Consider the following 7285-nt stretch of genomic DNA (forward strand, 5'->3'; position numbering starts at 1 on the left):
GCCATGCCGAGGCAGCATATCCGACCTTGACCGCACTCCCCGATGCCATGTGGTTTGCGGTTCATCGAATTTCCCCACCCGGATGTCCTCACCGAGACGGGCGACCCTTTGACGAACGCGCCAATCGCCGTGATCTGCGCTTGCGCGGACGGCGCCGATGATCCCGACGGGCGCCGCTCGTGCCGGTGGAGTGAAAAGCCTGCTCATGGAAGCGTGCGCCGTCAAGGATAGGAAACCTATTGCGCGAAGCTCACCTGCGGAACACGCCCGTCAGCTGGAGTCGACGTTGCGTGAGCATCTGGCGAGTGGCGCCAGCAAACCAAGCGTCTGCCCGGTGCCACACAGCAACTGCTCATTAAATAAGGGTGAATCGAAACTTCGCACGGATGGTCTCGTCCAGGTCTCGTCCTTATAGCGAACGATCGTGGTCACGGCCACGCTTAATTTAAGACGATACCCGACTAACTAAGGTCGCAAGGCGCAATAGGCTTCCGCCGGCACCGGCGGCCTGCGCGCCGCGGCGCTTTTCGGCACGGACGGCCCCACAGTCCGTGGGGGATTGTGGGTACCGCTGAGCGTGTCGGCCCTGCCGGTGCTGCCAGCAGCGCCGTGCGGGTCGACCCGCCCGGCGCTGCTGGACCGAGATTCCGATGCTGGGCGCGGTCTCTGCGCTGAGACTGGCTTGGCGGTTCCGGTGGGCGAGGAAGCCCGGGGTCACAGTATTAAGCGGGTGTGTGATAATGCCTCGATTCGACGAAATGCCTTCTTACCTTCGCATATAGGTGGGTGACCGTGCACCAGGCCGACAGCGTTAGCCCTACCGCAGAGGTGCAGCGCCGCCGCCCGCCTTCCAAGGAATTCCGCCCGGACATTGAGGGCCTGCGCGCCGTCGCGGTAGTGGCCGTTGTCCTGTTTCACGCCCACGTGCCCGGCGTGACCGGCGGACTCGTCGGCGTGGACGTGTTCTTCGTCATCTCGGGCTTTCTGATCACGGGGCTGCTCTGGCGCGAGGCAAGCACCACCGGAACCGTCGGGCTGCGCCGGTTCTACGGGGCGCGGGCACGCCGGCTGCTCCCGGCGTCGGCGGCGGTCGGCGTCGTCATCATGATCGGCGCAGCCTTCCTGTCACCGGTGTTGCAGTCGCGGAGCGTCTTCGTCGACGGCATCGCCAGCGCGTTGTACGTCGCCAACTACCGGTTCATGTTCCAGGGCGTCGACTATCTCGCCGACTCCTTGCCGTCGCCGTTTCTGCACTATTGGTCGTTGGGCGTTGAGGAGCAGTTCTACCTGGTGTGGCCGGCCTTGATCATCGGCACGGCGTGGCTCGTCCGGCGTGCGCAGCGGCGCACCAACGCCCTGGCCGCCTCCTCGGAACGCCCGTATCTGCTCGTCCTGGCGTTGGTCGCGGCGGCGTCGTTTGCGCTGTCACTGGTGTTCACCCGCGTGCTGCCGCCCGTAGCGTTTTTTTCCCTGCCCACCCGGGCCTGGGAGTTGGCCGTGGGGGGCCTGGTGGCGCTGACCGCCGGCCAGTGGCGCCGACTCCCGGCAGTGGCCGCCGCCATCGCGGGATGCGCGGGCCTGGGGGTGATCGTCCTGGGCTGCGTCCTAGTAGGCCCGGCCACGCCCTATCCGGGTACCGCCGCGCTGTTGCCCGTGCTGGGTGCGGCACTGGTGATCGGCGCGGGCTGCGCCGCCCCCGCTCAGGGAGTCGGCCGTGTTCTGGCAGTGCGGCCGATGCGGGCGATCGGCCGGGTGTCCTACTCGTGGTATCTGTGGCACTGGCCGTTGCTGCAGGTGGTACCCCCGTCAGCGATCGCCCATTCCCTAGGGGTAAGGCTGGCGTCGGTCTTGGTCTCCCTGGGGCTGGCCTTTTTGACTCTGCGTTTCATCGAGAACCCGCTGCGCTTCGCCCCTGCCCTGCGCCGGTCGGCCAACCGCAGTCTCGCCGTCGGCGCCGCCGCCACCGCGATCGCAGCCGGTGTCGGCGTGGCACTGCTGGTACGGATGCCCGTCCCGGTCGGCCGCGGTCCCGCAGCCCCGGCGCTGACCGTCACCGCGGCGTCTCCGGGCCCCGGTTCCAGCATGGATGCCTACGACGCGGCGGTGCAGGCCGCGTTCACGCAGGTGCAGGCGGCGGTGGCGGAATCGGTCGGGCTGAAAGCCGTGCCCTCGAACCTGACCCCACCGCTTACCCGCGTCACAGCCGCACTCAGGGACCTGTACTTGCACGGCTGCCTCCGCAATGTTTTCGAAGTCGGACAGCCGGAGTGCGCGAGCGGCGACACCACCTCGGCCACGACGGTGGCCCTGGTCGGCGACTCGCACGCCGCGATGTGGAATCCCGCGTTCGTGGAGGTCGCCACACGACGGCACTGGCGGCTGGAGACCCTGACCAAGGCCGCCTGCCCAATGCTGGACCTGCCCACAAGAAACAGCGCCGTTGACCGGCCTTACACCGAGTGCGACCAATGGCGCGCTCAGATCACCGCACGGTTACAGGCCGAGCACCCGCGACTCGTCGTGCTCAGCATGACGCGGACGTATCGGCAATCGGTTATCACGTCATACGATCCGGCCTGGATCGACGCCCTGAACCGCCTGGTAAACCAGCTGCGCGGCACCGGCGCGCGGGTGCTGGTCCTCGGGCCGATCCCGGATCCAAACTCAAAAGTGCCGAACTGCCTGAGCGGTCACCTCGATGACGCGACGGCCTGCGCTGCGTCGACCTCGAGGGCGGTGAACCAGGCCGGCATCACGGCCGAAGCCGCCGCCACCAAAGCCGGCGGCGGACAATACTCGGACCTCACCGAGCTGTTCTGCACCGCCGATCGCTGCCCGGTCATCGTGGGTAACGCCCTGGTCTACCTGGACGAGGCCCACCTGACGCGCGAGTACTCCCGGCAGTTGGCACCGGTGATGGGGGTGCTGGCCGACCGCGCGCTCGCCAATGGTTGACATGCTGCGGCGTGTTACTCCGCCGTCTTACGCCAGGTCCCCGGCGGGCTCTTCCAGGTACCACGGGTTGGCCCGCGCCCACTCGATGGTGCGCCGGATCCCCTCCTCGACGTCGACCCGTAAGCGCCAACCCAACTCCCGCTGCGCCTTCCTCGAGTCCGGGATGCGACGGGGGATGTCCTCGTAGCGGCCCCCGTAGCGCGCCGCGGTGTCCACAGCTTCGGCACTCGACACCGCATCGACGTTCGCGATCTTGATCGCCAGGTCGACGGCGTCACGCATGGTCGTCTCGGTCATGCTGCCGATGTTGAAGGCCTCACCGATCGCCGCGTCGCTGTCCGCGGCAAGCAGGGTGCCGGCGATGGCGTCGTCGACGTAGGTGAAACACCGCGTCTGCTCCCCCGAGTCGTAGAGCAGCGGCGCGCGGCCGTTGAGGATCCGGTGAATGCTCTGCGAGATCACGAATATCGGATTCTGCCGCGGGCCATACACATTGAAGTAGCGCACCACCGTCACCGGCAGCCCGTAGGCGGAATGCATGGCGAACACGAGATGTTCGGCCATGGCCTTGCTGGTGCTGTAGCTCCAGCGCGCGGTCCTCGTCGAACCCAGGACACGATCGTCGTCCTCGGCCCACGGCGGGTTGGGGTTTTTCCCGAACACCTCCGATGTGCTGGCGAACACCACACGCGTTCCGCGCCGCTGGCTGAGCTGCAGGACGTTGCGCGTGCCGATCACGTTCACGTCGAGAACACCGAGCGGATCGTTGAGATAGTTTTTGACACCGACGACGGCGGCCAGGTGAAAAACCGTGTCAACCCCGGCAGTCAGGGCCTGTTCCAGCGCGCCCAGGTCGGTGACGTCGCCTTGCACGAACCGAAAATTGGGGTGCCGATCGAAGTCGATGCTGGTGTCGCGGGTGTTCTTGGCGAAGTCGAACACCGTGACCGAGTCCCCGCGGTCCAGCAATGCCGAGACCAAGTGCGATCCGATGAAGCCGTAGCCGCCCGTCACGACGACATTGGACATGTTTGCTCTTTCGTTTCCAACTAGCGGTTGATGTTTGCTGTCGGCCGCTTACCGGCCGATCCCCTTGTAGACGAAGCCGGCGGCGCGCACCGCCGCCGGGTCAAAGCTGTTCCGTCCATCCAGGAACACACACCCGGCCGCGGTGAGTTCGGCGAGGCGCACCAGCGGGATCTGGTGGAACTCCCGGTGCCCCGCGAGAACCACGAGGGCGTCGGCATCCTTGACCGCCGATTCGATGTCCGGGGTCAGCGGGATCTTCGTCACCGTGTGGGCCTCCTCGTCCGGCACCCACGGATCATGGACCGACAGCTGGCAACCGGACTCCTCGAGCAAGGCGAGAACGTACTTGGTGGGGGTGAGCCGGCAGTCGCCGGTGTTGTTCTTGAACGCGATGCCCAGCACCGCGATTTTGCTGGTCTCGACCGCCTTGCCCTGATCGGCAAGCAGCTGGGTGAGCAGCCCGTAGGTGTAGGCGGGCATCGTGTCGTTGACGGTCCGCGACGTCCGCGGGATGGCCAGATCCAACCCGACGGACTGGCCGAGATGGTTGACGAACCACGGATCCTTGGTCAGGCAGTAGCCGCCCACACCCATGCTCGGGCGCAAGATGTTCGCATCACGCCCACCCTTGGGCATCGTGTTGGCCGCCTCGATGACTTGCAGCGCGTCCATGCCGAGCCGGTCGCACACCTTGGCCAGCTCGTTGGCCAGCGCGACGTTGAGGTCCACCCACAGGTTGTCGGCGAGCTTGACCATCTCGGCGGTCCGGGGATCGTCGACGATCACCGAGTCCACTCCCAGGGCATGTCGCCACAGTGTGGAGCAGGCGCGGGCGCTGCGCTCATCGACAGCACCGACCACGACGGGGATCGACGTCAGCTCGCGGATGGCTTGGCCTTCGGCAAGCCGCTCGGGGCAGAACGCCAACCCGAAGTCGACACCGGCCGCCAGCCCCGAGGTCTCTTCGAGGATCGGCCGCACAAGTTTTTCGGTGGTGTCGGGCGGGACTGTGCTCTTGAGGATGACGAGGTGGCCGGCGCGCAGGTGCTCGCCCACGGCCCGCGCCGCCGCCTTGATGTCGTCGACGATGGGCTCGAAGTCCGGGCCCAGCGGCGTACCCACGGTCACGATGACGAAGTCGTTGTCGGCGAGCGCACCGAAATCGGTGGTGGCGCGGAGCCGACCCATTCGCACGCTGTTGGCGACGAGTTCGCCCAGCCCCGGCTCGGGCACGGTGCTTTTGCCCAGGTTGATCTCGTCGACGACGGCCTCTCGCACGTCGATCCCGGTCACGGGCCAGCCGCGATCGGCCAGCACGGCGCCGATCACCGTGCCGATGTAGCCGAAGCCCACCACCGCGATGCCCGACCGCATGCCACGCACCAGGAGGTCGATCTCGGCGTCGCTGCGTCCGAACACGCCTTCAGCCATCGCGGAACCAGCCCTTCAGTCCCCCGTGCGCGTTCTGTGAATCGACAGCGGCGACCTCCCACCCCGCTAACCGTCGAAAGTCTAATCCAACACCAGTGCAATAGACCTGAGATCCGGAAGTTTCGGGGCAGGGCCGCGATGACCCTTCGCCACGGCGACCCGGCCGGCAAACGCGAATAGGTCCGACCAGCGCCGAGGTGGGCAATCATGCGGTGCGCTGGAGGGGAACGCCTCATAATGCTGCTATGGACCTGTTCGTACGCGAATCCGGTCCGGCGGCGGCGCCTGCCGTCGTCTTTCTTCACGGCGCGTACGCGAGCGGCTGGGCCTGGGAGCCGATCGTCGAGCGCGTGCAGCAATATCACTGCCTTGTCCCCGATCTGCCCCACTTCGGCAAGAGCTTCGAGCTGGGACCGTTCGAGATGGGCCGAGCCGCCACCGCGGTCGCCGAACTCATCGGCTCCCGGGTAACAACAGGCCGTGCGCACGTAGTGGGCTGGTCGCTGGGGGCCCAAGTGGGGGTGCAGTTGCTGGCGACCGAGCCGAAATTCGTTGATCGGGCGGTGCTGTGCGGAACGTTCGTCAACACGTTGCCGTTCGTCAAGTTCACGCGGCGACTGCTGGCGCTGCCCGCCCGGAACGCGATGTACCGCTGGATGGTGAGCCGCTACCGGACGTCCTGGCAGGCAAAAGTCCCCTCGGCCCACATCGACGAGTATCTCGAGGACGTCCGTCTCATCACCAGCGGGCAGCTCGCCGACGTCACCATGGCCGCCGCGGGGTTCACCCTCCCCAAGGGGCTCGCCAAATCGGAATCGCCCACCTTGTTCGTCACCGGCAGCAAAGAACTGCCAGTCGTACGGCGCTTGGCTGCGGCGCTCGCGCAGCAAATGCCCAACGGAGTCGACGGGGTCGCGATCGGCATGCCCCATGACTGGCCCACCCGCCATCCAGACCTCTTCGCGCGCACCGTCGACGCCTGGCTCACCGACTGCGCCCTGCCGCCCCAGATCAGACTGCCGAATCCGTGTCGTCGCTGATCGACGCGGCATGCTGCTTGTGATCCGGCGCGCTAACCGGCGAACGGATCAGCGTTCAGGATGGCTGGCGGAGCGGGAGGCCGGCAGCGCGATAGATGGCGTCGATCACCGTCATGTTCTCGATCGCGCTCTGCGGCGTCGTCTTCACCGGTTCCCCGCGCAGCACCGCCCCGGCGAAAGCCTCGAGCTGATACGCGTAACTGCTGCGCCGCGGGAAGCGCTCCACGCGCTTTCCGTCAGCCGAGCGGATCGAGAGCCGAGGGATGAGATGTGGCGCCGCCGGGCTGCGGTAACGCAGGCGACCGCGATCGCCGATCGCCGTGACGCTTGCCCGAAACAGATCCGACGACCACTGCGCGCAGCGCAGCAAGCCCGTGTGCCCGCCGGCGAACCGCACCTCGGCCATCATGGCCCGGTCCACCCGAGGAGCGTCCAGCTTCGCCCGTGCTGACACGACGTCGGGGGTCGAACCACCGAAGGTGCGAGCCATGTCGACCACGTAAACGCCGGTATTCATGAGCGCACCCCCGGCAAGGGAGTAGTCATAGGCGTTGGCGTTGGAACGCTTGGGCAGTAACACGCAGATCGCGATCTCCACCCGCTCCAGGTTGCCGAGCTCTCCTGACGCGATGATCTGCTCAACGCGCGAGGTCAACGGGTGGTAGCGGTATTGGAGGGCCTCCATCACGACGCGATCGCACTTGCCGGCCAGTTCGGCGATCTCGCGGGCCTCGGCCCCGTTGGCGGAGAACGGCTTTTGGCACAGCACATGCTTGCCCGCGTCCAGCGTGGCCCGAGTCCACCTGCCATGCATGCTCGTTGGCAGCAGG

The 7285-nt window shown here is 66.8% G+C and carries 5 protein-coding genes; 2 read left to right on the forward strand and 3 right to left on the reverse strand.

Going from position 1 to position 7285, the window contains the following annotated elements:
• Positions 1-786 precede the first annotated feature (786 nt).
• Positions 787-2955: an acyltransferase family protein gene (locus AC2VOR_RS01450; RefSeq protein WP_486963064.1), complete on the forward strand. Its 2169-nt coding sequence runs from the start codon at positions 787-789 to the stop codon at positions 2953-2955.
• A 27-nt stretch (positions 2956-2982) separates the two neighbouring features.
• Here the strand turns inward: AC2VOR_RS01450 and AC2VOR_RS01455 are convergent, their stop codons facing one another.
• Both AC2VOR_RS01455 and AC2VOR_RS01460 read right to left on the reverse strand, forming a co-directional pair.
• Entirely contained in the window at positions 2983-3984 is a 1002-nt protein-coding gene (locus AC2VOR_RS01455) for an NAD-dependent epimerase/dehydratase family protein (RefSeq protein ID WP_486963065.1), read from the reverse strand.
• 48 nt (positions 3985-4032) lie between these two features.
• Positions 4033-5415 (reverse strand): nucleotide sugar dehydrogenase, encoded by a 1383-nt coding sequence (locus tag AC2VOR_RS01460; RefSeq protein WP_369738990.1) that lies wholly within the window; start codon positions 5413-5415, stop codon positions 4033-4035.
• Between the two features lie 197 nt (positions 5416-5612).
• On the opposite strand from AC2VOR_RS01460, the gene AC2VOR_RS01465 reads away from it, so the two are divergent.
• Entirely contained in the window at positions 5613-6455 is an 843-nt protein-coding gene (locus AC2VOR_RS01465) for an alpha/beta fold hydrolase (protein WP_369738991.1), read from the forward strand.
• A gap of 55 nt (positions 6456-6510) precedes the next feature.
• On the opposite strand, the gene AC2VOR_RS01470 is transcribed toward AC2VOR_RS01465, so the two are convergent.
• Positions 6511-7285, reverse strand: a 775-nt coding sequence (locus AC2VOR_RS01470) for a Gfo/Idh/MocA family protein (RefSeq protein ID WP_486963066.1), incomplete at its 5' end; no start/stop codon positions are given.

It is taken from the genome of Mycobacterium sp. TH-M103 (assembly GCF_057473785.1).